Here is a 23,292-nt window from a genome sequence, read left to right as displayed (position 1 = left end):
CGGGTATGGGGTTATTGGGCTTGGAAGTTGGACTTGCGGACCTGCTCGCCCCAGAACTCGGTGTTCTTTTCCACGATGCCGCGCAGCTCTTCCGGGCCGGCGTAGGCGGGTTCCATCTGGGTGGAGGCGAATTTCTCGACCAGCTTGGGCGACTCGAACATCTTGCGGGTCGCGTCGGTGACCTGCTTGATCAATTCCGGCTTCATGTTGGCGGCGGCATAGACGCCGATGAAGCTGTCGGCCGGCATCTTGAAGCCGAATTCGCCGAAGGTGGGCACGTCCGGCATCGCCTTGTAGCGCTTGTCCGAAGCCACGGCGAGCACGCGCAGCTTGCCGGCCTTCTTGTATTCGTTCAGGTCGTTGCACGGGCCGATGCCGGCCGGCAGGCTGCCGCCGATCAGGTCCACGATGGCGGGAGCCCAGCCCTTGTAGGGGACGGCGCTCAGGTCCACGCTGTATTTCTGGCCCAGCAGATAGGTCAGGAAATGCGGTTGCGAGCCCGGTGCCGGAATGCCGACATTGCCCTGGGCCGGGGATTTCCTGACGCTCTCGATGTAGCCGGGCAGGTCCTTGACCGGCGAGCTGGCGGGCACCACCAGGCAGGTGTAGAAGTTGACGATGCGGCCCACCGGCACCATGTCCTTCTTCACGTCGAAGCCCGGGTTCTTGTTGATCAGCGGCAGCATCACGACCTGGTGGTCGAGGCTGAACAGCAGGCTGTTGCTCTGCGGCGGGGCCTGCCTGAGGGCCTGCGCCGCGATCAGCCCGCCGGCGCCCGGCTTGTTCTCGATCACGGTGCTGACGCCGATGGCTTCCGACAGCGCTTCGCCATACATGCGGGCCAGGTTGTCGTTGCCGGTGCCGGGCGGGAAGCCGACCAGGATCTTGACGACGGGCTTGTCCTGCGCCAGGGCGGTGCCGGCCAGCGCCAGGCCGATGGCGGTGGCCAGCGCGGTGTTGCGGATCAGGTGGCGGATGGAAGGGGTCTTCTGCACGATTGTCTCCTTGGATTGCTGGAAAGGTGCCTGGGCCGTCACAGGGGGTAGGCCGGCGCGGTGTTGCGCACCGTGGTCCATTGCCACTGGGTGAATTCGTCCCAGTTGGCCGGGCCGCCATGGCGCGAGCCGTTGCCCGAGGCGCCGCGCCCGCCCATCGGCATGGTGCCGTCGTCGTTGACGGTCTGGTCGTTGACATGGACCAGGCCGACGTTGAGCTGTTCGGCCAGTGCCATCGCGCGGCCGATGTCGCGGCTGTGCACGCCGGCGGCCAGCCCGTATTCGGTGTCGTTGGCCAGCGCCACGGCTTCGGCGTCGCTGTCGAACGCGGTGATCGAGACCACCGGGCCGAAGATCTCCTCGCGGAACACCGGCATGTCGGGCGTCACGTCGGCCAGCACCGTGGGCTGGTAGAAGCGGCCGTCCTGGCTGCCACCGGCCAGCAGCCTGGCGCCCATCGCGATCGACTGCTGCACGATGCGGTGCACGTTGGCGGCCTGCTTTTCCGTGATCAGCGGGCCGATCGCCACCGGGCTGGTGTGCGGGTTGCCGACAGGCAGCGCCCTGGCTTTTTCCGCCATGCGCTGGGCGTAGGTCTCGACCAGCTTGCGCTGCACCAGGTGGCGGCCGGCGCTCATGCAGATCTGGCCCTGGTGCAGCCAGGAGGCCCAGGAGCCGCCGCAGACGGCCAGCTCCAGGTCGGCGTCGTCCAGGATGAGCAGCGCGTTCTTGCCGCCGAGCTCGAGCGCCACCTTCTTCAGATGGCGGCCGGCGAGTTCGCCAACGCGGCGGCCCACGGCGGTCGAGCCGGTGAAGGAGATCATGGTCACGTCCGGATCGCTCACCAGGGCTTCGCCGGCATCGGCTTCGCCGGGCAGCATGTGCAGCACGCCCGCAGGCAGGCCGGCGGCCTGCAGCAGCAGCGCCAGCAGCACGCCGCCGGTCACGGGGGTGCGCGGATCGGGCTTGAGCACCACCGCGTTGCCGCAGGCGAGCGCCGGCAGCGTGGCGCGGCTGGTCAGCAGGAAGGGGAAGTTGAACGGCGAGATCACGCCCACCACCCCGTGCGGCACGCGGCGCGCGATGCTGCTCACGCCATCCACGCTGGGCAGCACCAGTCCGCGCGGCTGGGTCAGCATCGCGGCGGCCTCGTGCAGCAGGTGGATGACCGAGTCGATCTCGAACATGGCCTTGGGCGGTATGCCGCCGGTCTCGCGCACGATCCATTCGGCATAGGCCGCGCGGTTGTCCTCCAGCAGGCCCGCCGCCCGGCGGAACACCTTGGCGCGTTCGCCATAGGGCAGGGCGGCCCAGGCCTTCTGACTTTGCCTGGCGCCTTGGCAGGCTGCCCGGATGTCCGCCGGGCTGGCCTTGGCCAGCTGGGCCAGGGGCTCGCCAGTGGCCGGCTCGATCACTTCCAGGGTACCGCCGGCCAGGCTTGTCCAGTGACCGGACAGGGCCTTGCCAGTCCATTCGGTAGCAGTCAGCAGATTGCTGTTCATCTCGTCTCCTCCAGTGTGTGGGCGCCCGGGTGCTTGTCGGCGCTGCGTGAACTGTAGGAGGATTTTTTCAATTAGTCAACCAACCAGTCGGTTGACAATTGAGAAAATTTCGATAACACTGAAGTTTCATCAACCGATCGGTTGATCGATCCGTGTTTCAACCATGCAACCCTGGCAGTCTGGCTGCCCACAAGAGTGGAGATATCCCCATGTCGCAAACCTATCGCTCCCCCTGGATGACCGAAGAGCTGGAGATGCTGCGCGCCACCGCCCGCCGCTTCTTCGAGGAGGAAGTGGCTCCCAAGGCCGACAAGTTCCGCAAGCAGCACGGCATCGACCGCGATGTCTGGGAGAAGGCTGGCGAGCTGGGCCTGCTGTGCATGAGCATCCCCGAGCAATACGGCGGCATGGGCGCCACCATCGCCCATGAAGTGGTCGTGATGGAGGAACAGGCCCGCATCTGCGACACCACCTTCGGCTTCATCCCGGGCGCCTTGAACAGCCCAGGCTTCTTCCACGGCACCGCCACCCACGAGCAGCTGCTCAAGTGGATGCCCGACATCGCCGCCGGCAAGAAGATGATTGCCGTGGCCATCACCGAGCCCGATGCCGGTACCGACGTCAAGGCTCTGCGCACCACCGCTCGCCGCGAGGGCGACGAGTATGTGCTCAATGGCAACAAGATCTTCTGCACCCTGGGTCAGCAGGCGGACATGGTGCTGGTCGCCGCGCGCACGGGCGGCGCGGGCTCGGGTGCCAAGGGCATCTCGCTGTTCATGGTCGAGAAGGACAAGTGCCCGGGCTTCAAGGTCAACAAGGTGCTCGAGAAGATCGGCCAGAACGCCATGAACACGGCGGAGATCTTCCTCGAGGAGGCGCGGGTGCCGGCCGAGAACCTGATCGGCGGCGTCGAGGGCAAGGGCTTCTTCCAGCTGATGGACGTGTTCACCCGGGAGCGCCTGTCGATCGGCATCGTCGGCATCGCCTGTGCCGAGCGCGCGATCGAGCTGACGGTCGAGCATGCCAAGAACCGCAAGATGCTGGGCCAGACCCTGTGGGACTTCCAGAACACCAAGTTCGAGCTCGCCGAATGCCTGACCGAGGCCCGCATCGGCCGCGTGTTCATCGACACGCTGATCAAGGACATGGTGGATGGCAAGCCGCTGCAGCCCAACGACGCCATGATGGCCAAGTGGTGGGGCTCCGAGAAGCAGTGCCAGATCATCGACCGCTGCCTGCAGCTGTTTGGCGGCTACGGCTACATGTGCGAGTACCCGATCGCGCAGCTCTACATGGATGCCCGTGTCGCCAAGATCTACGGCGGCTCCAACGAGACGCTCAAGGACGTGATCGCCCGCTCGATGTGAGCGCCGGCGGCCTGCAGCGCCGCCAGCCCGGTGGCCTGCGCGCACGGGCCGCCCCGGTCCAGACCAGCCCGGCCAGCCTGTTGCAGGCTGGCCGGGCTTGCTGCTTCAGGCGCAGGTCTCAGCGCCGCGGCGCCGCGATGCCGCTGGTCAGCACATCCATGAAGCTGTCGACCACCTGCTCGATGCTCAGCTTGCCGCCTTCCTGGTACCAGCGCGGCACCCAGTTCAGCGAGCCGAACAGCATGGAGGACACCAGGCCAGGGTGGCAGGGCTTGATCGAGCCATCCGCGATGCCTTCGACGATCAGCGCGCGCACGGTCTCGTCCAGCCGGCGCTGGAACTGGCGGATCTCGCCGCCGGGCATCATGTCCAGCGGGCGCGAGCCCACCAGCACCAGGCAGCGACCGAAGACGTTGTTCTGCGCCAGCGCCAGGCTGTGCGCGAACTGCCGCAGCCGCTGCAAGGGCGGCACGCTGCGGTCTTCCATCTCGCTCATCACCGCATCGAGGTTGCCGAAGGACAGCACCAGGCATTGGTACAGGATGCTCTCCTTGTTGGAGACATAGTGGTAGAGCGTCGCCTTGTGCATGCCGAGCTGGTCGGCAATCTTGTCGAGCGAGGTCGCCTCGTAGCCGTTGTCGGCGAACAGCTGTGCCGCGGTGCGCAGGATCGCGACCCGCTTGTCCTCGTGGCGTGGTCCCGGGGCCTTCCGCTTGCGCGGCGTGGGAGGGTCCAGCTCGGCCGCTACGACGCTGGGCGCGCTGGAAGTCAGCCCGGGCTTGCGGGCGGTGCTGGGGAGATGGTCAGACATGCACGGATTATTGTGTCGAAATGACGCGCGCGTCGACCAGCGCCTCGATGCGCTCGCTGGCCAGTCCGAGTCCGGCCAGGATTTCCCGCGTGTGCTCGCCCAGCAGCGGGGCGCGGTGGCGCACCTGTCCGGGCGTCTGCGACAGCTTGACCGGCACCCCAGGCACGGCCACCGGGCGCGAGCTGCCGGGCTGCTCGACCTCGGGCAGCATCTGCCGGGCGGCGAAATGCGGGTCGCTGAAGATTTCCTGCGCGTTGTAGATCGGGCTGAAGGGCACCCGGCCGCCAAACAGGTCGCGCAACTCGAGCTTGGTCCTGCTGCGCGTGAAGCTCTCGATCGCCTGGGTGAGCAGCCGGTGGTTTTCCCAGCGCAGGGCCTCGGTGCTGAAGCGTGGATCAGCCTTGAGCTCGGGCAGGCCGATCAGGTCGCACAGCAGGTGGAACTGGGGATCATGCGGGGCGGCAATCGCGATCACGCCATCCTTGACATGGATCGTGCCGAACGGCGCCAGGCCGGGGATGCCGTTGCCCGCCGGCTGCGGCGACACGCCCCGGTAGCTGAACTGGCTCACCACGAGTTCCGACAGCGCCAGGATGCTGTCCGTCATCGCCACGTCCACATACTGGCCCTGGCCGCTGCTGCGCGCATGCCACAGCGCCGCCATGGTGCCGAAGGCCGCGAACAGTCCGGACACCGTGTCGCCGGCGCCGCCACCGACCTTGACCGGATGGTCGGCATCCTCGCCGGTGATGCCCATCCAGCCGCCCATGGCCTGGGCCACGATGTCGAAGGCCGGCCAGTCCATGTAGGGGCTCTGGCCGCCTGACTTGTCGCCAAAGCCGCGCACCGAGGTGTAGACCAGGCGCGGGTTGACGCGCTTGAGGTCTTCGTAGCCTATGCCCAGCTTGTCGAGCACGCCGGCCCGGTAGTTCTCCACCAGCGCGTCGGCGCTGCCGACCAGTTCCCTGAGCAGGGCCTGTCCCTCGGGATGCTTCAGGTTGAGCGCGATCGAGCGCTTGTTGCGGTTGCAGGACTGGAACAGGCCACCGTAATGCTGCTCCTGGTCGTCCTGCCGGAACGGACCCATGCGGCGGAAGAAATCGCCCTCCAGCGGTTCGACCTTGATCACATCGGCGCCATGGTCGGCCAGGATCTGGGAGCAGAAGGGCCCGGCCAGGGCATGGGTCAGGTCGAGGATGCGCAGGCCGCTCAGGGCACCGGATGTAGCGAGAGACATTCGTTTCCTTTTATTCAACCAACTGGTTGGTTGCTTATTATGGATGCTCCCGCACCGGATGTAAACCGTGCTGGTCCGGCTCCCGCGCAGGTCGTCAGCGGCCGCTACGGCTCAGCAGCATGGCGTCGCCATAGCTGAAGAAGCGGTAGCCCTCGCGCACCGCGCGCGCATAGAGCGCCATGATGGTCTCGTAGCCGGCGAAGGCGCTGACCAGCATCATCAGCGTGCTCTTGGGCAGGTGGAAGTTGGTCACCAGCAGGTCGACCACCTTGAAGTCGAAGCCCGGCGTGATGAAGATCTGGGTCTCGCCGCTCGCGCGGCCGGACTGGGCCCAGGATTCGAGCGTGCGCACCGTGGTCGTGCCGACCGCGACCACGCGGCCGCCGCGCGCGCGGCAGTCGGCAATCGCCTGCTGGGTGGCTTCGGGCACCGCATAGCGCTCGGAGTGCATCACATGGTCGGCGATGGCCTCGACCTTGACCGGCTGGAAGGTGCCAGCGCCCACATGCAGCGTGACGCTGGCGCGCTCGATGCCGCGCGCCTCGAGCGCGTCGAGCAGGGCTTCATCGAAGTGCAGCGAGGCGGTCGGTGCCGCGACCGCGCCCGGCGCGCGCGCGAACACGGTCTGGTAGCGACGCTCGTCCTCGGCGCTGTCGCCATGCTCGATATAGGGCGGCAGCGGCACATGGCCATGCTGCTCCATCAGCGCGTAGGGCTCGGCGCTCAGGCGGAAGCGGAACAGCGGGCCCTTGTCCTCGGGCCAGCGTCCCAGCAGTTCGGCGCTGAAGCCGCCGACCATGTGCAGCACCGCGCCCGGCAGCGGCTTCTTGCTGACCTTCATGTGCGCGACCACCTCGTGGCCATCGAGCACGCGCTCGATCAGCAGCTCGACCTTGCCGCCCGAGGCCTTCTCGCCATACAGGCGGGCCTTGACGACCTTGGTGTCGTTGAAGACCAGCAGGTCGCCGGCCCTGAGCAGGCCGGGCAGTTCCTTGAAGATGCGGTCGACCGGCGAGCGGCCGCTGTTGTCGAGCAGGCGCGAGCTGCTGCGCTCAGCGGCGGGGTGCTGGGCGACCAGTTCGGGCGGCAGCTCGAAGTCGAAGTCGCTGACATTGTGGGCGCGCGTGGCGCTGGAAGCAGATGGATTCATGTCGCTTGAGGGCCGAACGGGCCCGTGCCAAGAAAAACCGACATTTTCCCATGGCTGGGCTGCCCCATAATGACCTGCACCAACAACCGCAGGAGGCGCCGTGGCGCTCGTCGTATTCAACCAGAAGGGCGGGGTGGGCAAGTCCACCATTGCCTGCAACCTTGCCGCGATCAGCGCTGCCCAGGGCCTGCGCACGCTGCTGATCGACCTCGACCAGCAGGGCAACTCGACCCGTTATTTGCTCGGCGCCCCGGTCGGCGCACAGCAGCCCACGGTCGCGAGCTTCTTCGACCAGACGCTGGGCTTCAGCTTCAATCCCGCGCCGCCGGCCGATTTCGTGCTGCGCACGCCGTTCGAGCGGCTCGACCTGATGGCCGCCAGCGACCGGCTCGACGAGCTGCAGGTCAAGCTCGAGTCGCGCCACAAGATCTACAAGCTGCGCGAGGCGCTGCAGCAGTTCGGCCAGGACTACGACCGCATCTACATCGACACGCCGCCGGCGCTCAACTTCTACACCCGCTCGGCGCTGATGGGGGCGGATGGCTGCCTGATCCCCTTCGATTGCGACGACTTCAGCCGCCAGGCACTCTACACCCTGCTGGCCAATGTGCAGGAGATCCGGGCCGACCACAATGCCGGTCTGCAGGTCAAGGGCATCGTGGTCAACCAGTTCCAGCCACGCGCCAAGCTGCCGCAGCAGCTGGTGCAGGAGCTGGTCGCGGAAGGCCTGCCGGTGCTGCAGCCCTATCTGCCGGCCTCGATCAAGGTGCGCGAGTCGCACCAGCTGGCACGGCCCATGATCCACCTCGACCCCAGGCACAAGCTGACCCAGGCCCTGGTCGAGCTGCACGCCGCGCTGGCCTGAGCTGCAGCAGCGGCCCGGCGCTCAGTCCTGCGCCAGCAGCTGGCGCAGCAGCGGGTGCTGCACCTTGCGCTCGGTGCTGATCGCGTAGTAATGCTCCTCGACCCCGGCGCAGGCGCCCAGCAGCCTGGCCTGGTGCCGTTGCAGCAGCGCCTCCTCCAGCGCGAGCGCGGCCGGGAAGGCTCCCAGTCCCGCGCCGCCGAAGGTCTCGAGCAGGGCGCTGTCCTCGAACTCGCCGACCACGCGCGGGCGCAGGCCGAGCTGGGCCAGCCACTGGTCGAGGTGGGCGCGCACGATCGAGTGGGTGGTCGGCAGCAGCACCGGGACATCCTGCAGCGAGGCCGGAAAACTGCCCTGCGCCTGCTCCCACCAGCGCGGCGCGGCATACCAGCCCATGCCGGTACTGCCCAGCGGATGGCTGTGCACCTTCAGGTGCGGGTTGAACGGGGCCGGGTGGTCGGACAGCACCACGTCGAGCTGGTGCACCGCGAGCTCGGCCAGCAGGTCGGCCATCTCGCCCTCGTGGCAGACCAGGCGCAGGTCCGGCGTGGCCAGCACTGGCTGCAGCAGGCGCTGCACCTCGAGCTTGGCCAGGCCGTCGGCGATCCCGACCGCCAGCCGCATGGCAGGTGCCTGGGCCGCCGCGCGCACCCGCTCGGGCAGCATTTCGCCGAGCTGGAAGATCTGCTCGGCCTGGCGCAGCGCGGCGACGCCGGCCTCGGTCAGCGCCAGCCCGCGTCCGGCCGGCTTGAGCAGCTGGCAGCCGAGGTCGCGCTCGAGCTCGCGCACCTGGGCGCTGACGGTCTGCACCGCCATGTCGAGCCGCGCCGCAGCGCGCGTCATGCCGCCTTCCTTGGCGACGATCCAGAAGTAGTACAGGTGTCGGTAATTGAAAGCCAGGCTCATGCTCTGCTTTTCCTTGCAATGGATACCGTGATTGTCTGCTTTTCCGTTCGGGCGCAAAGCGGGGCCGGCTGCGGCAAAATGCCGCCATGTCAGACGCCTTGTCCGCTCCGCCACCGGTTGCCGCCAGCAAGCCCCTGTCCGCACCGCAGAAGGCGTTGCGCAAGCTCGGGCTGGTGCGCGCGATCGACCTCGCGCTGCATTTGCCGCTGCGCTACGAGGACGAGACCCGCATCGTGCGCCTGCGCGAGGCGCGCGAGGGCGAGGAAGTGCAGATCGAGGGCATTGTGACCTCCTGCGAGCTCTCCCTGGGCCCGCGGCGCCAGCTGCTGGTCGTGCTCGACGATGGCAGCGAGCGCTGCACGCTGCGCTTCTTCAGTTTCTATCCCTCGCACCAGAAGACGCTGGCGGTCGGCGAGCGCATCCGCGCGCGCGGCGAGCTGCGCGGCGGCTTCCTGGGCTGGACCATGATGCACCCGACCTTCCGCGTCGCCGGCGGCGAGCTGCCCGATGCGCTGACCCCGGTCTACCCGACCAGCGCCGGACTGCCGCAGGCCTATCTGCGCCGGGCCGTGCTCAGCGGCCTGGAGCGCGCCGACCTCGGCGACACCATTCCGCCCGAGGCAATCGCCGACTGCCCGGGCCTGCGGCTGCGTGGCCGCAACGGCTCGGCACAGCCGCCCTGGACACTGCGCGAGGCGCTGCATTTCCTGCACCACCCGCGTCCCGATACTTCGCTCGCCGCGCTCGAGGACCGCAGCCATCCGGCCTGGCAGCGGCTGAAGGCCGAGGAGCTGCTGGCGCAGCAGCTGTCGCAGCAGCGCGCCAAGCAGGAGCGCGACCGGCTGCGCGCGCCGGCCTTGCCGCGCCGCCCGGACGGGCTGGACCAGCAGCTGCTGGCGGTCCTGCCCTTCGGCCTGACCGGGGCCCAGTCCCGCGTCGTCGACGAGATCGCGGCCGACCTGGCGCGCCCGGTGCCGATGCACCGCCTGCTGCAGGGCGATGTCGGCAGCGGCAAGACCGTGGTCGCGGCGCTGGCCGCCACGGTCGCGATCGACGCCGGCTGGCAATGCGCGCTGATGGCGCCGACCGAGATCCTGGCCGAGCAGCATTTCAGCAAGCTGGTCGGCTGGCTCGAGCCACTGCTGGCGCCGCTGGGCAAGGGCGTGGCCTGGCTGACCGGCAGCCAGAAGAAGAAGGAGCGCGCCGCCATGCTGGCGCGCATCGCCTCGGGCGAGGCCGCGCTGGTGGTCGGCACCCATGCCGTGATCCAGGAGCAGGTCCAGTTCCAGAACCTGGCGCTGGCCGTGATCGACGAGCAGCACCGCTTCGGCGTCGCGCAGCGCCTGGCCTTGCGCGAGAAGATGCGCGACGCCGGCCTGGAGCCGCACCTGCTGATGATGAGCGCGACCCCGATCCCGCGCACGCTCGCGATGAGCTACTACGCCGATCTCGACGTCTCGACCATCGACGAGCTGCCTCCTGGCCGCAGTCCCATAGTGACCAAGGTCGTCTCGGACAGCCGGCGCGACGAGGTCATCGGCCGCATCCGGGCCCAGGTCGCGCAGGGCCGCCAGGTCTACTGGGTCTGCCCCTTGATCGAGGAGAGCGAGGCGCTCGACCTCGGCAACGCGACCGCCACCCATCTCGAGCTCAGCGCCGCGATGGAGGGCCTGTGCAGCGCCGACGGCCAGCCGCTGCGCGTCGGCCTGCTGCACTCGCGCATGCCACCGGCCGAGAAGAAGGCGGTGATGGCGCTGTTCAGCGCCGGCCTGATGGGCGTGCTGGTCAGCACCACCGTGATCGAGGTCGGCGTCGATGTGCCGAACGCCTCGCTGATGGTGATCGAGCATGCCGAGCGCTTCGGCCTGAGCCAGCTGCACCAGCTGCGCGGCCGGGTCGGGCGCGGCGCGGCAGCCTCGGCCTGCCTGCTGCTGTATTCGACCAACGAGTCCGGGCGCCTGAGCGAGACCGCGCGCGAGCGCCTGCGCGCCATGGCCGAGACCACCGATGGCTTCGAGATCGCCCGGCGCGACCTCGAGATCCGCGGCCCCGGCGAGTTCCTCGGCGCGCGCCAGTCGGGCGCCGCCATGCTGCGCTTTGCCGATCTCGCGACCGACATCCACCTGCTCGAATGGGCGCGCGCCTGGGCGCCGGTCATGCTCGAACGCTGGCCGCGCCTGGCGCAACAGCATGTCGATCGCTGGCTGGGCGGAAAATCCGATTATCTGAAGGCCTGAATCCCCATGACGCTGACCGAACTCAAGTACATCGTCGCCGTCGCGCGCGAACGCCATTTCGGCAAGGCGGCCGAGGCCTGCTTCGTCTCCCAGCCCACGCTCAGCGTGGCGATCAAGAAGCTCGAGGAAGAGCTCGAGCTCAAATTGTTCGAGCGCAACGCGAGCGAGGTCGCCGTCACGCCGCTGGGCGAGGAAATCGTGCGCCAGGCCCAGGTCGTGCTCGAGCAGGCGGCCTCGATCAAGGAGATCGCCAAGCGCGGCAAGGACCCGCTCGCCGGTCCGCTGCGCCTGGGCGTGATCTTCACCATCGGTCCCTACCTGCTGCCCGACCTGGTGCGCCAGGTGATCCAGCGCACGCCGCAGATGCCGCTGATGCTGCAGGAGAACCTGACCGCCAAGCTGCTCGAGCAGCTGCGCCTGGGCGAGATCGACGCCGCCATCCTGGCCGAGCCCTTTCCCGACACCAACCTCGCGATCGCGCCGCTCTACGACGAACCCTTCGTCGCGGTGGTGCCGGTGGCGCATGCGCTGGCGCAGCAGGACGAGGTCACGGCCGAGCAGCTCAAGCAGGAAACCATGCTGCTGCTGGGCGCCGGCCACTGCTTCCGCGACCATGTGCTCGAGGTCTGTCCCGAGTTCGCCCGCTTCTCGAACGACGCCGAGGGCATCAGGAAGAGCTTCGAGGGCAGCTCGCTCGAGACCATCCGCCACATGGTCGCCGCCGGCATGGGCGTCACGCTGGTGCCGCGCCTGAGCGTGCCGAACTCCGCGCTCGATCCGGGCGCCAGGGCCCTGCCGCCCGGATCGGGCCCGGGCGATGCCTCCTACCTGCGCTACCTGCCGTTCGCTGGCGAGCCGCCGATGCGTCGCGTCGTGCTGGCCTGGCGCCGCAGCTTCACGCGCTACGAGGCCATCGCCGCGCTGCGCAATGCCATCTACGCCTGCGAACTGCCCGGCGTCAAGAGACTGTCCGCATGAACCACAGCCCCGTTGCCGCGTTGCCGGCTTGGCGCGCCAAGCTCGCGCTCTACCTCGACCTGATCCGCTGGAACCGGCCGGCTGGCTGGCTGCTGCTGCTCTGGCCCACGCTGTCGGCGCTCTGGCTGGCCGCCGGTGGCTGGCCGGGCTGGCAGCTGTTGCTGGTCTTCACGCTCGGCACCATCCTGATGCGCAGCGCCGGCTGCTGCATCAACGACGTCGCCGACCGCGACTTCGATCGCCATGTCAAGCGCACCGCGCAGCGTCCCATCACCAGCGGCCGGATCTCGACCCGGGAAGCGCTGCTCGTCGGCGCCGGACTGGCCCTGCTGGCCTTCGGCCTGGTGCTCACGACCAATGCCATCACCATCGCGCTGTCGGTGCCGGCGCTGCTGGTGGCCATGCTCTATCCCTATGCCAAGCGCCATATCGCGATGCCGCAGGCGGTACTGGGCGTGGCCTTCGGATTCGGCATCCCGATGGCCTACGCCGCCATCCAGGGCCAGGTGCCCTGGCAGGCCTGGGCGCTGCTGCTCGGCAAGCTGTTCTGGGTGCTGGCCTATGACACCGAATACGCGATGGTCGACCGCGACGACGACCTGCGCATCGGCATGAAGACCTCGGCCATCACGCTCGGGCGCTGGGATGTCGCTGCCGTGATGGCCTTCTACCTGCTGCACCTGGGGCTGTGGGCCTGGCTGCTCTGGCCCTGGATCGGCGGCCCGGTGTTGGGCCTGGCATTCGCCGCGGCGCTGGCCCAGGTGGTCTGGCACTACGGCATGATCCGCGAGCGCACGCGCGAAGGCTGCTTCCGTGCCTTCCGCCTCAACCACTGGCTCGGCCTGACCCTGTTCCTGGGCGTGGCCGGCAGTTACGCGCTGAACTGAAGCGCCGACTCAGGCGCCGAACTCGTCGCCGAGTTCCTTGGCGCGCTGGCTGGCCGCATGCAGCGCCTTGACGAAGCTGGCCTTGACGCCGCTGTCTTCCAGCGAGCACAGCGCGGCATAGGTGGTGCCGCCCTTGGAGGTCACGCGCTCGCGCAGCACCTCGGGCGGCTCGCTCGCGTCCTGGGCCAGCCGGGCGGCGCCGGCGAAGGTGCCGATCGCGAGCCGGGTCGCGGTCTCGGCGCTCAGCCCCATCTCGGTGCCGGCCTGGCGCATCGCTTCCAGGAAATAGAACACATAGGCCGGGCCCGAGCCCGACAGCGCGGTCACCGCGTCGAGGTCGGCCTCGCGCTCGACCCACAGGTACTGGCCGGTGGTGCCGATCACGGCCTCGATCAGGCCGCGGTCCGCCGCCACGACCGCGGTGCGGGCGTACAGGCCGGTCATGCCCTGGCCGACCAGCGCCGGCGTGTTGGGCATGGCGCGCACGATGCGCTCGCTGCCCAGCCAGGCCGCCAGGCTGTCGCTGCGGATGCCAGCGGCCACGCTCAGGTGCAGCGCGCCCGCCAGGTGCTGGGCGCAGTCGGTCGCGACCTGCTTGATGATCTGCGGCTTGACGGCCCAGACTACGAGATCGAAACCCTGCAGCTCCGGGCCTGCGGCTTCGAGCGTGGTCACGCCATAGCGCGATTCGAGGCGCTCGCGCTGCTCGGCGAGCGGCTCGACGACCGCGATGCGGCTGCCGTCCAGGCCTTGCTGGATCAGCCCGCCGATGATGGCGCTGGCCATGTTGCCGCCGCCGATGAAGGCGATGCGGGTCGATGCGATGGAGGTCGGCTCTTGCTTCATGGACACCGATCTTACCCGCGCGGCCCGGCTGCTGGCCGGGCGGGCGGGGGCGCTGCCTGGCCCGCGGCGGCTGTTGCATTTGCCGCGCAAAACCCCTTGCCTAGTTTGCTGAATTGTTGGATAATCTTTCTCTTCGCCCGTAGTGGGTGAAGTATCTGCCCAGCGAAGTCGGCCGGAGCGCGGTTGCAAACCGTGAGCTGGCTGCCAACGACGGGCCCAAGACTGATCGCCTGTGGCCGTGGTGGCCGCTGGGATTCAAGTTGGGACTTAAATCAAATGATCCAAACGCAATCTCGACTCGATGTTGCTGACAACACGGGCGCCAAGTCCGTGATGTGCATCAAAGTGCTGGGCGGCTCCAAGCGCCGTTACGCCAGCGTGGGCGACATCATCAAAGTGAGCATCAAGGAAGCCGCACCGCGTGGCCGCGTCAAAAAAGGCGAGGTCTACAACGCTGTGGTCGTCCGTACCGCTGCCGGCATCCGCCGCGGCGATGGTGCCAAGGTGAAGTTCGACGGCAACGCCGCCGTCCTGCTCAATGCCAAGCTGGAGCCTATCGGCACCCGCATCTTCGGCCCCGTGACGCGTGAACTGCGTACCGAGAAGTTCATGAAGATCGTGTCCCTGGCCCCTGAGGTCCTGTAAGGAGTCGACACATGAACAAGATCCGTAAAGGCGACGAAGTCATCGTCATCGCTGGTCGCGACAAGGGCAAGCGTGGCACCGTGGTGTCGCGCGCCGATGAAGAGCGTCTGGTGGTTGAGGGCATCAACCTGGTCAAGAAGCATGCCAAGCCGAACCCCATGAAGGGCATCGCTGGCGGCATCGTCGACAAGACCATGCCCATTCACCAGTCCAACGTGGCTATCTTCAACGCCGCCACCGGCAAGGCCGATCGCGTCGGCGTCAAGGTGACCGAAGACGGCAAGAAAGTCCGCGTCTTCAAGTCTTCCGGCGAAGAAATCAAGGCAGCATGACCATGGCACGCTTTCAAGAAATCTACCGCGACAAGGTCGCACCGGCTCTGAAAGAGCAGTTCGGCTACAAGTCCGTCATGGAAGTGCCGCGCATCACCAAGATCACCCTGAACATGGGTGTCTCGGAAGCGGTTGCCGACAAGAAGGTCATGGATCACGCCGTCGGCGACCTGACCAAGATCGCTGGCCAGAAGCCGGTCGTGACCAAGGCCCGCAAGGCCATCGCTGGTTTCAAGATCCGCGAACAGCAGCCGATCGGTTGCATGGTCACCCTGCGTGGCGCCCAGATGTACGAATTCCTGGACCGTTTCGTCACCGTGGCCCTGCCGCGCGTGCGTGACTTCCGTGGTATCTCCGGCAAGTCCTTCGACGGCCGTGGCAACTACAACGTTGGCGTCAAAGAACAGATCATCTTCCCCGAGATCGAGTACGACAAGGTGGATGCTCTGCGTGGTCTGAACATCAGCATCACGACGACCGCCAAGACCGACGCCGAGTGCAAGGCACTGCTGGCTGGTTTCCGTTTCCCGTTCAAGAACTGAGGTGGTTTGTGGCTAAACAAGCTTTGCTCCAGCGCGAACTGAAGCGCGAGAAACTCGCCGCCAAGTTCGCCAACAAGTACAACGAGTTGAAGTCCATCGCCGGTGACGCCAAGCGTTCCGACGAAGAGCGCGATGCAGCCCGCCTGGGTCTGCAGAAGCTGCCCCGCAACGCCAACCCGACCCGCCAGCACAACCGTTGTGAAATCACCGGTCGTCCCCGTGGTACCTTCCGCCAGTTCGGTCTGGCCCGTGCCAAGGTGCGTGAATTGGCTTTCGCCGGTGAAATTCCCGGCGTCACCAAAGCCAGCTGGTAAGCCGTAGGAGAACCCCAAATGAGCATGAGTGATCCTATCGCCGATATGCTGACCCGCATCCGCAACGCCCAGATGGTGAGCAAGGCCGCAGTGGCCATGCCGTCTTCCAAAGTGAAGACCGCCATCGCCCAGGTGTTGAAGGACGAAGGCTACATCGACGGATTCCAAGTCAAGACCGAAGCCGGCAAGAGCCAGCTCGAAATCGCCCTCAAGTACTATGCTGGCCGTCCGGTCATCGAGCGCATCGAGCGCGTCAGCCGTCCTGGCCTGCGTGTCTACAAGGGCAGCAAGGACATCCCCCAGGTCCAGAATGGCCTGGGCGTCGCCATCGTCACCACCCCCCAGGGCGTGATGACCGATCGCAAAGCGCGCGCTGCCGGTGTCGGCGGTGAAGTTCTGTGTTTCGTCGCCTAACGCGCGCATTGAGGAGTATCTGAAATGTCTCGTGTAGGTAAGCAGGCAGTCGCCATTCCGCAAGGCGTGGAAGTGGCCATCAAGCCCGAAACCATCAGCGTCAAGGGTGCCCTGGGCGCCATGGAGCTGGCTCAGAGCGCGCTGGTCAAGGTCGAAAGCGCTGACGGCAAGCTGTCGTTCAGCCCGGTCGACGAATCGCGTGAAGCCAACGCCATGAGCGGCACCATCCGCCAGTTGGTCAACAACATGGTCAATGGCGTGAGCAAGGGCTTCGAGAAGAAGCTGACCCTGATCGGCGTGGGCTACAAGGCCGCCGCCTCGGGCAACAAGCTCAACCTGGCCGTCGGTTTCTCGCACCCGGTGAACATCGAGATGCCCGCTGGCATCACGGTCGCCACCCCGACCCCGACCGAAGTCGTGATCAAGGGCGCTGACCGTCAGCGCGTTGGCCAGATCGCTTCCGAAGTCCGTGCCGTGCGTCCTCCCGAGCCCTACAAGGGCAAGGGCATCCGTTATGCGGATGAAAAGGTCGTGATCAAAGAGACCAAGAAGAAATAAGGACTGCGAACATGTTGACGAAAAAAGAACAGCGTTTGCGCCGTGCCCGTCAGACCCGCATCCGCATTGCACAGCAAGGCGCCGTCCGTCTGACCGTGAACCGTACCAACCTGCACATCTATGCCAGCGTCATCTCTGGCGACGGCAGCAAGGTGCTGGCTTCGGCCTCTACCGTCGAAGCCGAAGTGCGTGCCGCACTGGGTGCCGCCGGCAAGGGTGGCAACAAGGCTGCAGCCGAGCTGATCGGCAAGCGCATCGCCGAGAAGGCGAAGGCCGCCGGTATCGAGAAAGTGGCTTTCGACCGTTCGGGCTTTGCCTATCACGGCCGCGTTAAGGCCCTGGCAGACGCCGCGCGTGAAGCCGGCCTGCAATTCTGATTGGGGATACGCAAATGGCTAAATTTCAAGCTAACGTGAAGAGCGAAGCTGACGACGGCTTGCGCGAGAAGATGATCGCGGTCAACCGCGTGACCAAAGTGGTCAAGGGCGGTCGCATCATGGCTTTCGCCGCACTGACCGTGGTTGGCGACGGCGACGGCCGCGTCGGCATGGGCAAGGGCAAGTCCCGTGAAGTGCCGGCCGCCGTGCAAAAGGGCATGGACGAAGCCCGCCGCAACATGATCAAGGTTTCGCTGAAGAATGGCTCCCTGCATCACGCAGTCAAGGGTCACCACGGCGCTGCCAACGTCATGATGCTGCCGGCCGCCAAGGGTACCGGCATCATCGCCGGCGGCCCGATGCGTGCCGTTTTCGAGGTGCTGGGCATCACCGACGTCGTGGCCAAGAGCCATGGCTCGAGCAACCCCTACAACCTGGTCCGCGCCACTCTGGACGCTCTGAAGAACTCGACCACCCCGGCTGACGTCGCCTCCAAGCGCGGCAAGTCGGTGGAAGAGATCCTGGGCTGATGGGAGAGATCATGACTGCCAATAACACCATCAAGGTTCAACTGGTTCGCAGCCCCATCGGCTGCAAAGAGGACCATCGCGCCACCGTGCGCGGCCTGGGCCTGCGCAAACTCAACAGCACCAGCGAACTGCAGGATACCCCCGCAGTGCGCGGCATGATCAACAAGATCAGTTACCTGATCAAAGTGATCTGATCGGAGTCAAGACATGGAACTCAACACTCTCAAGCCCGCTGCCGGTGCCAAGCACGCCAAGCGTCGCGTGGGCCGTGGCATTGGCTCCGGTCTCGGCAAGACCGCTGGCCGTGGCCACAAGGGCCAAAAGTCGCGTTCGGGCGGCTACCACAAGGTCGGTTTCGAAGGCGGCCAGATGCCGCTGCAGCGCCGACTGCCCAAGCGTGGCTTCAAGTCCCAAAGCCTGAAGTACAACGCCGAAGTGACTCTGTCCGACCTGCAAGCGCTGGGCGCTGCAGAAGTCGATCTGCTGACTCTCAAAGCCGCTGGCCTCGTGCCGGAACTGGCCAAGAAGGTCAAGGTCATCAAGACCGGTGAACTGACTCTGGCCGTCAAGCTGACCAACGTCGGCGCGACTGCTGGCGCCAAGGAAGCCATCGAAGCCGCTGGCGGCTCGTTGGCCTGATCGGGTTTTAACCGGAACTGCTCGTGGCCACTAACGCTGCTACCCTCGCGAAGACAGGCAAGTTCGGCGACCTCCGTCGCCGGCTCGTGTTCCTGCTGCTGGCATTGGTCGTCTACCGTATCGGGGCTCATATCCCGGTGCCAGGTATCAACCCCGACCAGCTGGCCCAGCTCTTCAAGGGCCAGCAGGGCGGCATCCTGAACCTGTTCAACATGTTCTCGGGCGGAGCGCTGTCGCGCTTCACCGTGTTCGCGTTGGGGATCATGCCGTACATCTCGGCTTCCATCGTCATGCAGCTCATGGGCTATATCCTGCCCGCCTTCGAGCAGATGAAGAAGGAAGGCGAAGCTGGCAAGCGCAAGATCACGCAGTACACCCGCATCGGCACCGTGGGCCTCGCCATCTTCCAGTCGCTCGGCATCGCCCTGGCACTGGAAGGCACGCAAGGCCTGGTGATCGACCCTGGTTTCGGCTTCCGCCTGACCACCGTCGTGACCCTGGTCGCCGGTACGATGTTCCTGATGTGGCTGGGTGAGCAAATCACCGAGCGTGGCCTGGGCAACGGCATCTCGATCCTGATCTTCGCCGGTATCGCTGCGGGTCTCCCGAGCGCTATCGGTGGCCTGTTCGAACTGGTTCGCACCGGCGCGATGGCTCCCCTGGTGGCGATCTTCATCGTCGCCCTGGTGGTCCTCGTGACCTACTTCGTGGTGTTCGTCGAGCGCGGACAACGCAAGATCCTGGTGAACTACGCACGCCGTCAGGTGGGCAACAAGGTGTATGGCGGTCAATCGTCGCACCTGCCGCTCAAGCTGAACATGGCTGGCGTCATTCCCCCGATCTTTGCTTCGTCCATCATCCTGCTGCCCACCACGGTGGTCAGTTGGGTGAGTACCGGTGACGGTACGCGCTGGTTGCGCGACATTGCTTCGGCACTGTCGCCGGGACAGCCGATCTACGTGGCGCTCTACGCCGCAGCGATCGTGTTCTTCTGCTTCTTCTACACCGCGCTGGTATTCAACAGCCGTGAGACCGCAGACAACCTGAAGAAGAGCGGTGCCTTCATTCCGGGCATCCGTCCGGGTGACCAGACGGCCAGGCACATCGACAAGGTGCTGGTGCGCTTGACGCTGGCTGGTGCGATCTACATCACGCTGGTCTGTCTGCTGCCGGAGTTCCTGATCCTGAAGTACAACGTTCCGTTCTACTTCGGTGGCACTTCGCTGCTGATCATCGTGGTGGTGACCATGGACTTCATGGCCCAGGTGCAGAACTACCTGATGTCGCAACAGTACGAGTCCTTGTTGAAAAAGGCCAACTTCAAGGCAGCACCAGGTGTCTGATCGATGGCCAAGGATGATGTGATCGAGATGCAGGGCGAGGTGCTAGAGAACCTCCCCAACGCCACGTTCCGGGTAAAGCTGGAAAACGGGCACGTGGTCCTGGGCCACATTTCGGGAAAGATGCGCATGCACTACATCCGCATCCTTCCTGGTGACAAGGTCAAGGTCGAACTGACCCCTTATGACCTCACGCGTGCCCGGATCGTGTTCCGCGCCAAGTAAAGAGTTTTGAGATTTCTTCAGGAGAATGACATGAGAGTTTCGGCTTCGGTCAAGAAAATGTGCCGCAACTGTAAGATCATCCGTCGCCATGGCGTCGTGCGCGTTATTTGCACCGACCCGCGACACAAGCAGCGTCAAGGCTGATACGTTTAAGGGACCACCATGGCACGTATTGCTGGTATCAACATTCCGCCTCACAAGCACGCCGAGATCGGCCTGACCTCCATCTTCGGTATCGGCCGCACCCGTGCGCGTCAGATCTGCGAAGCTTGTGGCATCGAGTACAACAAGAAGATCAAGGACTTGTCCGACGCCGAACTCGAAAAGGTTCGCGACGTGGTCAACACCTACACGATCGAAGGCGACCTGCGCCGCGAAACCACGATGAACATCAAGCGTTTGATGGACATCGGTTGCTACCGCGGTTTCCGTCATCGCCGCGGCCTGCCGGTCCGCGGTCAGCGCACCAAGACCAACGCCCGTACCCGCAAGGGTCCGCGCAAGGCCGCCCAGTCGCTGAAGAAATAAACCGGATTGAAGGATAACCATGGCTAAGCAACAATCCAGCGCCGCCGCCCGCGTCCGTAAGAAGGTTCGCAAGAACATCGCCGACGGTATCGCGCACGTCCACGCTTCGTTCAACAACACGATCATCACCATCACCGACCGCCAGGGCAACGCTCTGTCCTGGGCTTCGTCGGGTGGCCAGGGCTTCAAGGGTTCGCGCAAGTCGACTCCCTTCGCTGCTCAGGTTGCTTCCGAAGTGGCTGGCCGTGCCGCGATCGAACAGGGCATCAAGAACCTGGACGTCGAAATCAAGGGTCCGGGTCCGGGCCGCGAATCCTCGGTGCGCGCCCTGGGCGCCCTGGGCATCCGCATCACCTCGATCTCCGACGTGACCCCGGTGCCGCACAACGGCTGCCGTCCGCAAAAGCGTCGTCGTATCTGATCGCTTGGTCGATCAGTACGAGAGCGCTATAATCCAAGGCTTTTGTTTTGGTCGCCACCGCAGCGTCGCTGCGGTGGTGTTTGTCGTTAAGACCACCGCCACCCCCTGTCAGGGGCGGCTCCCGCAAGACAACTCTTGCGGCAGTGCATAAAAGGAATCAACGTGGCACGTTATATCGGCCCCAAGGCCAAACTTTCCCGCCGTGAAGGCACCGACCTGCTGCTCAAGAGCGCCCGCCGCTCGATCAGCGACAAGGCCAAGTTCGACACCAAGCCGGGCCAGCATGGCCGTACCTCGGGTCAGCGTACCTCCGACTTCGGCCTGCAACTGCGCGAAAAGCAAAAGGTCAAGCGCATCTACGGCGTGCTCGAGCGCCAGTTCCGCCGCTACTTCGCCGAAGCCGACCGTCGCCGTGGCAACACCGGCGCCACCCTGCTGTCCCTGCTGGAATCCCGCCTGGACAACGTCGTCTTCCGCATGGGCTTTGCCTCCACCCGTTCCGAAGCACGCCAGCTGGTGTCGCACAAGGCCATCCTGGTGAACGGCCAGAGCGTCAACATCCCGTCCTACTCGGTCAAGGCCGGTGACGTCGTCGCCGTGCGCGAGAAGTCGAAGAAGCAAGCCCGCATCATCGAGGCGCTGGAACTCGCCAAGCAAATCGGCTTCCCCGCCTGGGTCGAAGTCGCTGCCGACAAGGCCGAAGGCGTGTTCAAGAAGTCGCCTGACCGCGACGAGTTCGGTTCCGACATCAACGAATCGCTGATCGTCGAACTGTACTCGCGTTAATCGCGAGAGTCTCCCTAGTGCCCGGATTCTGCTCAGCTGCGGAGTCCGGGATTTGTGCTCCATCGGCCTTATCGGCGTAACGAGCCGAGGGTATTGAAGGAAGTCCGAATGCTGAATAATCTGCTCAAGCCCAAGAACATCAACGTCGAGCAACTGACGGCCAACAAGGCCAAGGTCGTGCTCGAGCCCTTCGAGCGCGGTTACGGCCACACGCTGGGCAACGCCCTGCGCCGTGTGCTGCTGTCCTCCATGGTGGGACATGCGCCGACGGAAGTGACGATCGCGGGTGTGGTGCACGAGTATTCCTCGATCGATGGCGTCCAGGAAGATGTCGTCAGCATCCTGCTCAACCTCAAGGGCGTGGTCTTCAAGCTGCATGGCCGTGACGAAGTCACGCTGAGCCTGCGCAAGGACGGTGCTGGCGTGGTCACTGCCGCTGACATCCAGACCCCGCACGACGTCGAGATCCTGAATCCCGAGCATCCGATCGCCACGCTGTCGGCCGGTGCCAAGCTCGACATGCAGATCAAGGTCGAGAAGGGCCGTGGCTATGTGCCGGGCAACCTGCGCCGTGGCGACGATTCGACCCGAGCCATCGGTCGCATCCTGCTGGACGCTTCCTTCTCCCCGATCAAGCGCGTGAGCTACGCGGTCGAGAACGCCCGCGTCGAGCAGCGTACCGACCTCGACAAGCTGGTGCTCGAGATCGAGACCAACGGTGCCGTCGGTCCGGAAGAGGCCGTGCGCGCTGCTGCCAAGATCCTGGTCGAGCAGCTGGCCGTGTTCGCCCAGCTCGAAGGCGCTGACGTGTTCGAGAACGGTGCCGTCAAGAGCGGCGTGACCCAGCAGTTTGACCCGGTGCTGCTGCGCCCGGTCGACGAGCTCGAGCTGACCGTGCGTTCCGCCAACTGCCTGAAGGCCGAGAACATCTACTACATCGGTGACCTGATCCAGCGCACCGAGAACGAGCTGCTCAAGACCCCGAACCTGGGTCGCAAGTCGCTCAACGAAATCAAGGAAGTGCTGGCTTCGCGCGGCTTGACGCTGGGCATGAAGCTGGAAAACTGGCCGCCCGCCGGCCTGGAAAAGCACTGACCCCCTTTTTCTGCCCCTGACCCCCTGCGGTACCTGATACGGCCGCGGGTAAATATTCAAAGGAAACTACCATGCGTCACGGAAACGGACTTCGCAAGCTCAACCGCACCAGCGCCCACCGCCAGGCCATGCTGCGCAACATGATGAACTCGCTGCTCACGCACGAGGCCATCAAGACCACCGTGCCCAAGGCCAAGGAACTGCGTCGCGTCGTCGAGCGCATGATCACCCTGGCCAAGGTCGACTCGGTCGCCAACCGCCGCCTGGCTTTCGACCGTCTGCGTGACCGCGACGTCGTCACCAAGCTGTTCAACGACCTGGGCCCGCGCTCTGCCAACCGTCCGGGCGGCTACACCCGCATCCTGAAGATGGGCTTCCGCGTCGGCGACAACGCCCCGATGGCCCTGATCGAACTGGTCGACCGCGCTGACGCTTCGGCTGAAGCCCCGGCAGCCGAGTAATTCGTGCTAGAATTCAATTCTTGACGCGCGGTGGAGCAGCCTGGTAGCTCGTTGGGCTCATAACCCAAAGGTCGCAAGTTCAAATCTTGCCCGCGCAACCAGAATTCCTGGTTCAACCAGACAAAAAGCCTGCGATAGCAGGCTTTTTTGTTTTGGCTTGCTGGCCGCTACATCAGTCCAGCCATGAGTCAGCGGCAAGGATCTTTCCCTGCCGTGCCGCCGACTTCTTCAGTTGGCGTTCGCTTCCATCTGCTTGGCCATGGTCTTGCCGAGCTCGACCCCCCATTGGTCAAAGGCATGGATGCCC

At 65.5% G+C, this 23,292-nt stretch carries 31 protein-coding genes and 1 tRNA gene; 24 read left to right on the top strand and 8 right to left on the bottom strand.

Annotation, left to right across the window (positions count from 1 at the left end; translation table 11 throughout):
- Window positions 1-11: 11 nt before the first annotated feature.
- Entirely contained in the window at window positions 12-995 is a 984-nt protein-coding gene (locus tag C6P64_RS00555) for a tripartite tricarboxylate transporter substrate-binding protein (RefSeq protein ID WP_170073011.1), read from the bottom strand.
- 38 nt (window positions 996-1,033) lie between these two features.
- Complete coding sequence (locus tag C6P64_RS00550) at window positions 1,034-2,497, bottom strand: benzaldehyde dehydrogenase (protein ID WP_105746647.1); 1,464 nt, start codon at window positions 2,495-2,497, stop codon at window positions 1,034-1,036.
- A gap of 209 nt (window positions 2,498-2,706) precedes the next feature.
- Here C6P64_RS00550 and C6P64_RS00545 point away from each other — a divergent pair, with 209 nt between their 5' ends.
- A complete protein-coding gene (locus tag C6P64_RS00545; protein ID WP_245911582.1) occupies window positions 2,707-3,864 on the top strand; it encodes an acyl-CoA dehydrogenase family protein in 1,158 nt (385 codons plus the stop codon).
- 118 nt (window positions 3,865-3,982) lie between these two features.
- Here C6P64_RS00545 and C6P64_RS00540 read toward each other — a convergent pair whose 3' ends face one another.
- The 3 genes from C6P64_RS00540 to queA all read right to left on the bottom strand — a co-directional run bounded on the left by C6P64_RS00540 (window position 3,983) and on the right by queA (window position 7,062).
- A complete protein-coding gene (locus C6P64_RS00540; RefSeq protein WP_105746645.1) occupies window positions 3,983-4,675 on the bottom strand; it encodes a TetR/AcrR family transcriptional regulator in 693 nt (230 codons plus the stop codon).
- 7 nt (window positions 4,676-4,682) lie between these two features.
- Entirely contained in the window at window positions 4,683-5,912 is a 1,230-nt protein-coding gene (locus C6P64_RS00535) for a CaiB/BaiF CoA transferase family protein (RefSeq protein ID WP_105746644.1), read from the bottom strand.
- Window positions 5,913-6,006: 94 nt separating this feature from the next.
- Window positions 6,007-7,062, bottom strand: a complete 1,056-nt coding sequence (gene queA, locus C6P64_RS00530) for a tRNA preQ1(34) S-adenosylmethionine ribosyltransferase-isomerase QueA (protein WP_105746643.1) — start codon at window positions 7,060-7,062, stop codon at window positions 6,007-6,009.
- Between the two features lie 100 nt (window positions 7,063-7,162).
- Here queA and C6P64_RS00525 point away from each other — a divergent pair, with 100 nt between their 5' ends.
- Complete coding sequence (locus C6P64_RS00525) at window positions 7,163-7,927, top strand: ParA family protein (RefSeq protein ID WP_105746642.1); 765 nt, start codon at window positions 7,163-7,165, stop codon at window positions 7,925-7,927.
- A 21-nt stretch (window positions 7,928-7,948) separates the two neighbouring features.
- Here the strand turns inward: C6P64_RS00525 and C6P64_RS00520 are convergent, their stop codons facing one another.
- Complete coding sequence (locus tag C6P64_RS00520; protein WP_105746641.1) at window positions 7,949-8,830, bottom strand: LysR family transcriptional regulator; 882 nt, start codon at window positions 8,828-8,830, stop codon at window positions 7,949-7,951.
- A gap of 86 nt (window positions 8,831-8,916) precedes the next feature.
- On the opposite strand from C6P64_RS00520, the gene recG reads away from it, so the two are divergent.
- The 3 genes from recG to ubiA are packed head-to-tail and all read left to right on the top strand — an operon-like array spanning window position 8,917 to window position 12,932.
- A complete protein-coding gene (gene recG, locus C6P64_RS00515) occupies window positions 8,917-11,067 on the top strand; it encodes an ATP-dependent DNA helicase RecG (RefSeq protein WP_105746640.1) in 2,151 nt (716 codons plus the stop codon).
- A gap of 6 nt (window positions 11,068-11,073) precedes the next feature.
- Window positions 11,074-12,045, top strand: a complete 972-nt coding sequence (locus C6P64_RS00510) for a hydrogen peroxide-inducible genes activator (protein WP_105746639.1) — start codon at window positions 11,074-11,076, stop codon at window positions 12,043-12,045.
- Window positions 12,042-12,932, top strand: a complete 891-nt coding sequence (ubiA, locus tag C6P64_RS00505; RefSeq protein ID WP_105746638.1) for a 4-hydroxybenzoate octaprenyltransferase — start codon at window positions 12,042-12,044, stop codon at window positions 12,930-12,932. The genes C6P64_RS00510 and ubiA overlap by 4 nt, the downstream gene beginning before the upstream one ends.
- A 9-nt stretch (window positions 12,933-12,941) precedes the next feature.
- Here the strand turns inward: ubiA and proC are convergent, their stop codons facing one another.
- Entirely contained in the window at window positions 12,942-13,778 is an 837-nt protein-coding gene (proC, locus tag C6P64_RS00500) for a pyrroline-5-carboxylate reductase (protein ID WP_105746637.1), read from the bottom strand.
- A gap of 276 nt (window positions 13,779-14,054) precedes the next feature.
- On the opposite strand from proC, the gene rplN reads away from it, so the two are divergent.
- From rplN to C6P64_RS00405, 19 genes are all read left to right on the top strand, one after another.
- Entirely contained in the window at window positions 14,055-14,423 is a 369-nt protein-coding gene (gene rplN / locus C6P64_RS00495; protein WP_105728735.1) for a 50S ribosomal protein L14, read from the top strand.
- A gap of 11 nt (window positions 14,424-14,434) precedes the next feature.
- Window positions 14,435-14,755 (top strand): 50S ribosomal protein L24, encoded by a 321-nt coding sequence (gene rplX / locus C6P64_RS00490; RefSeq protein ID WP_105746636.1) that lies wholly within the window; start codon window positions 14,435-14,437, stop codon window positions 14,753-14,755.
- A gap of 2 nt (window positions 14,756-14,757) precedes the next feature.
- Window positions 14,758-15,297 (top strand): 50S ribosomal protein L5, encoded by a 540-nt coding sequence (rplE, locus tag C6P64_RS00485; RefSeq protein ID WP_105728902.1) that lies wholly within the window; start codon window positions 14,758-14,760, stop codon window positions 15,295-15,297.
- An 8-nt stretch (window positions 15,298-15,305) separates the two neighbouring features.
- On the top strand, window positions 15,306-15,611 hold the full coding sequence (rpsN, locus tag C6P64_RS00480) for a 30S ribosomal protein S14 (RefSeq protein WP_105746635.1): 306 nt from the start codon (window positions 15,306-15,308) through the stop codon (window positions 15,609-15,611).
- Window positions 15,612-15,629: 18 nt separating this feature from the next.
- Complete coding sequence (gene rpsH, locus C6P64_RS00475; RefSeq protein ID WP_105746634.1) at window positions 15,630-16,025, top strand: 30S ribosomal protein S8; 396 nt, start codon at window positions 15,630-15,632, stop codon at window positions 16,023-16,025.
- 24 nt (window positions 16,026-16,049) lie between these two features.
- Window positions 16,050-16,583 (top strand): 50S ribosomal protein L6, encoded by a 534-nt coding sequence (gene rplF, locus C6P64_RS00470; protein ID WP_105746633.1) that lies wholly within the window; start codon window positions 16,050-16,052, stop codon window positions 16,581-16,583.
- Between the two features lie 11 nt (window positions 16,584-16,594).
- The gene (gene rplR / locus C6P64_RS00465) at window positions 16,595-16,960 is read left to right on the top strand and encodes a 50S ribosomal protein L18 (RefSeq protein ID WP_105746632.1); all 366 of its coding nucleotides are present in this window, start codon (window positions 16,595-16,597) and stop codon (window positions 16,958-16,960) included.
- Between the two features lie 14 nt (window positions 16,961-16,974).
- Complete coding sequence (gene rpsE / locus C6P64_RS00460; RefSeq protein WP_105746631.1) at window positions 16,975-17,490, top strand: 30S ribosomal protein S5; 516 nt, start codon at window positions 16,975-16,977, stop codon at window positions 17,488-17,490.
- Window positions 17,491-17,501: 11 nt separating this feature from the next.
- Window positions 17,502-17,684: a 50S ribosomal protein L30 gene (gene rpmD, locus C6P64_RS00455; RefSeq protein WP_105746673.1), complete on the top strand. Its 183-nt coding sequence runs from the start codon at window positions 17,502-17,504 to the stop codon at window positions 17,682-17,684.
- A gap of 13 nt (window positions 17,685-17,697) precedes the next feature.
- Entirely contained in the window at window positions 17,698-18,129 is a 432-nt protein-coding gene (rplO, locus tag C6P64_RS00450; protein ID WP_105746630.1) for a 50S ribosomal protein L15, read from the top strand.
- A gap of 23 nt (window positions 18,130-18,152) precedes the next feature.
- A complete protein-coding gene (gene secY, locus C6P64_RS00445) occupies window positions 18,153-19,472 on the top strand; it encodes a preprotein translocase subunit SecY (protein WP_105746629.1) in 1,320 nt (439 codons plus the stop codon).
- A 3-nt stretch (window positions 19,473-19,475) separates the two neighbouring features.
- Complete coding sequence (gene infA, locus C6P64_RS00440) at window positions 19,476-19,694, top strand: translation initiation factor IF-1 (protein ID WP_105746628.1); 219 nt, start codon at window positions 19,476-19,478, stop codon at window positions 19,692-19,694.
- A 30-nt stretch (window positions 19,695-19,724) separates the two neighbouring features.
- On the top strand, window positions 19,725-19,838 hold the full coding sequence (rpmJ, locus tag C6P64_RS00435) for a 50S ribosomal protein L36 (protein WP_072242940.1): 114 nt from the start codon (window positions 19,725-19,727) through the stop codon (window positions 19,836-19,838).
- Between the two features lie 18 nt (window positions 19,839-19,856).
- Entirely contained in the window at window positions 19,857-20,222 is a 366-nt protein-coding gene (gene rpsM, locus C6P64_RS00430; RefSeq protein ID WP_105746627.1) for a 30S ribosomal protein S13, read from the top strand.
- 19 nt (window positions 20,223-20,241) lie between these two features.
- On the top strand, window positions 20,242-20,643 hold the full coding sequence (rpsK, locus tag C6P64_RS00425; protein ID WP_105746626.1) for a 30S ribosomal protein S11: 402 nt from the start codon (window positions 20,242-20,244) through the stop codon (window positions 20,641-20,643).
- Window positions 20,644-20,805: 162 nt separating this feature from the next.
- Window positions 20,806-21,429 carry a 30S ribosomal protein S4 gene (gene rpsD, locus C6P64_RS00420; protein ID WP_105746625.1) on the top strand — a complete coding sequence of 208 codons (624 nt, stop codon included), beginning with the start codon at window positions 20,806-20,808 and terminating at the stop codon, window positions 21,427-21,429.
- Window positions 21,430-21,537: 108 nt separating this feature from the next.
- The gene (locus C6P64_RS00415; protein ID WP_105746624.1) at window positions 21,538-22,524 is read left to right on the top strand and encodes a DNA-directed RNA polymerase subunit alpha; all 987 of its coding nucleotides are present in this window, start codon (window positions 21,538-21,540) and stop codon (window positions 22,522-22,524) included.
- A gap of 71 nt (window positions 22,525-22,595) precedes the next feature.
- Complete coding sequence (rplQ, locus tag C6P64_RS00410; RefSeq protein ID WP_105746623.1) at window positions 22,596-22,985, top strand: 50S ribosomal protein L17; 390 nt, start codon at window positions 22,596-22,598, stop codon at window positions 22,983-22,985.
- A 24-nt stretch (window positions 22,986-23,009) separates the two neighbouring features.
- Window positions 23,010-23,086, top strand: a tRNA-Met gene (locus tag C6P64_RS00405).
- Window positions 23,087-23,213: 127 nt separating this feature from the next.
- Here C6P64_RS00405 and C6P64_RS18770 read toward each other — a convergent pair.
- Window positions 23,214-23,288: a hypothetical protein gene (locus C6P64_RS18770; protein ID WP_425436659.1), complete on the bottom strand. Its 75-nt coding sequence runs from the start codon at window positions 23,286-23,288 to the stop codon at window positions 23,214-23,216.
- Window positions 23,289-23,292: the final 4 nt, after the last annotated feature.

This window comes from Malikia granosa (assembly GCF_002980595.1).
Lineage (GTDB): Bacteria > Pseudomonadota > Gammaproteobacteria > Burkholderiales > Burkholderiaceae_C > Malikia > Malikia granosa.
The sequence above is the reverse complement of the archived record's forward strand: the minus strand, read 5'-3'. Positions and strand labels throughout refer to the sequence as shown.